This window comes from Staphylococcus sp. GDY8P198P (genome assembly GCF_017891615.1).
Classification (GTDB): domain Bacteria; phylum Bacillota; class Bacilli; order Staphylococcales; family Staphylococcaceae; genus Staphylococcus; species Staphylococcus cohnii.
In genome coordinates this window covers 1-2,477 of the sequence record NZ_JAESJQ010000017.1, presented here as the reverse complement: position 1 = coordinate 2,477, position 2,477 = coordinate 1, and the positions used below count along the sequence as shown (strand labels likewise).

The 2,477-nt window shown below is 30.8% G+C and carries 3 protein-coding genes; all 3 read right to left on the bottom strand.

Annotation, left to right across the window (positions count from 1 at the left end; all coding sequences use genetic code 11):
- Nucleotides 1-223 precede the first annotated feature (223 nt).
- The gene (locus KA824_RS11395) at nucleotides 224-700 is read right to left on the bottom strand and encodes a replication/maintenance protein RepL (protein WP_000664727.1); all 477 of its coding nucleotides are present in this window, start codon (nucleotides 698-700) and stop codon (nucleotides 224-226) included.
- 447 nt (nucleotides 701-1,147) lie between these two features.
- A complete protein-coding gene (erm(C), locus tag KA824_RS11390; RefSeq protein ID WP_001003263.1) occupies nucleotides 1,148-1,882 on the bottom strand; it encodes a 23S rRNA (adenine(2058)-N(6))-methyltransferase Erm(C) in 735 nt (244 codons plus the stop codon).
- Between the two features lie 60 nt (nucleotides 1,883-1,942).
- On the bottom strand, nucleotides 1,943-2,002 hold the full coding sequence (gene ermCL, locus KA824_RS11385) for a 23S rRNA methylase leader peptide ErmCL (RefSeq protein WP_002497446.1): 60 nt from the start codon (nucleotides 2,000-2,002) through the stop codon (nucleotides 1,943-1,945).
- Nucleotides 2,003-2,477 lie beyond the last annotated feature (475 nt).

Below are 2,477 nucleotides of genomic sequence, written 5' to 3'. Positions count from 1 at the left end.
GGTATAACGTTAGTATAATGATGCTTTTTTTCATTATATTTTTTATGTACTTTAAACCTGCACGCTTATGTGAATTAGAAAAAGCTTAATCGCATTTCATAGATTGACCTCCCAATAACTACGTGGTGTTATTGGGAGGTCAATCTATTTCATTTGCGTTAAGCTTTTGATCTACATTAAGCGTGCAGGTTTTTTGTCTATTTGTAGACGATTTTATGTTATACTAGTCCTTGAAAGAATAATAATCAGATAATGCATTTTCTTGTTTTTCATTTGCCTCTTGCTCAAAGTTCCCAAATTCGAGTAAGAGGTATTTTTGTTTTTGGTCGTCGCCTCTCATTAGTAGTTCAGGGTTTAACATTAATACTCCAGTTTTTCTTTTTATAATATTTCCTTCTTCTAAGATTTTAAGTGTTGTTATTACTGTTTGTAGACTTGTTCCTGTAGCTTTTGCTATTTCTCTTGTTGTAGCTATCATTGTATTGTTACTTAAGTGGACATTATCTAGGATATAGTTAACGATTTTAAGTTTTTTTCCGCCAATCATATCTAACATACTTATTAATTGCACTATATATGCCTTTACGAAGTTACCAGACGTTTGTTTACGGTATAACTTGTCTACCTCTATGACTTCTCCACTTTCTTCGTCTATGAGCCTCTGAGAGCCTTTATAGACTGTTCCATATCTTTCTTTCATCTTTTTCTCACTCCTTATTTTAAACTATTCTAACTATATCATAACTGTTCTAAAAAAAAAAGAACATTTGTTAAAAGAAATTAGAACAAAATGAGTGAAAAATTAGAACAAACAAATTCCTTATAAACCTTATCATCTCAACCTATATTAAGATTTTACCTAGTTGAATCTTCTTTTCTATATAAAGCGTCGGAGCATATCAGGGGGTTATCTAACGTAAATGCTACCCTTCGGCTCGCTTTCGCTCGGCATTGACGTCAGATACTGCACCCCCTGAACCCCCATGCTCCAACAGCAAAAAGGAAACTTTTTGCTGCTTTTCCGACGCTTATTCGCTTCGCTCATATTTATATAGAAAAGAAGTGAATGCGCAAAAGACATAATCGATTCACAAAAAATAGGTACACGAAAAACAAGTTAAGGGATGCAGTTTATGCATCCCTTAACTTACTTATTAAATAATTTATAGCTATTGAAAAGAGATAAGAATTGTTCAAAGCTAATATTGTTTAAATCGTCAATTCCTGCATGTTTTAAGGAATTGTTAAATTGATTTTTTGTAAATATTTTCTTGTATTCTTTGTTAACCCATTTCATAACGAAATAATTATACTTCTGTTTATCTTTGTGTGATATTCTTGATTTTTTTCTATTTAATCTGATAAGTGAGCTATTCACTTTAGGTTTAGGATGAAAATATTCTCTTGGAACCATACTTAATATAGAAATATCAACTTCTGCCATTAAAAATAATGCCAATGAGCGTTTTGTATTTAATAATCTTTTAGCAAACCCGTATTCCACGATTAAATAAATCTCATCAGCTATACTATCAAAAACAATTTTGCGTATTATATCCGTACTTATGTTATAAGGTATATTACCAAATATTTTATAGGATTGGTTTTTAGGAAATTTAAACTGCAATATATCCTTGTTTAAAACTTGGAAATTATCGTGATCAACAAGTTTATTTTCTGTAGTTTTGCATAATTTATGGTCTATTTCAATGGCAGTTACGAAATTACACCTCTGTACTAATTCAAGGGTAAAATGCCCTTTTCCTGAGCCGATTTCAAAGATATTATCATGTTCATTTAATCTTATATTTGTCATTATTTTATCTATATTATGTTTTGAAGTAATAAAGTTTTGACTGTGTTTTATATTTTTCTCGTTCATTATAACCCTCTTTAATTTGGTTATAATGAATTTTGCTTATTAACGATTCATTATAACCACTTATTTTTTGTTTGGTTGATAATGAACTGTGCTGATTACAAAAATACTAAAAATGCCCATATTTTTTCCTCCTTATAAAATTAGTATAATTATAGCACGAGCTCTGATAAATATGAACATGATGAGTGATCGTTAAATTTATACTGCAATCTGATGCGATTATTGAATAAAAGATATGAGAGATTTATCTAGTTTCTTTTTTTACAAGAAAAAAGAAAGTTCTTAAAGGTTTTATACTTTTGGTCGTAGAGCACACGGTTTAACGACTTAATTACGAAGTAAATAAGTCTAGTGTGTTAGTTAGACTTTAATGTTTTTTTAAGGCATTAGTGTATTTAAGCGTCAGAGCATGGCTTTATGCCGAGAAAACTATTGGTTGGAATGGCGTGTGTGTTAGCCAAAGCTTTGGCGAGTTGGTTGGGGGTTTCATGGGATTAATCCCATGAAAGTACCAACTCAACAACACACTAACGCCTGTTGGTTCCAACCAATAGGAAATTGGAATAAGCAATTAGTATAATGAGAGTATAATGTT

Excerpts from the sequence above, each read along its gene's own strand:
- KA824_RS11395 (WP_000664727.1), bottom strand. The coding sequence starts at position 700 with ATGAAAGAAAGATATGGAACAGTCTATAAAGGCTCTCAGAGGCTCATA.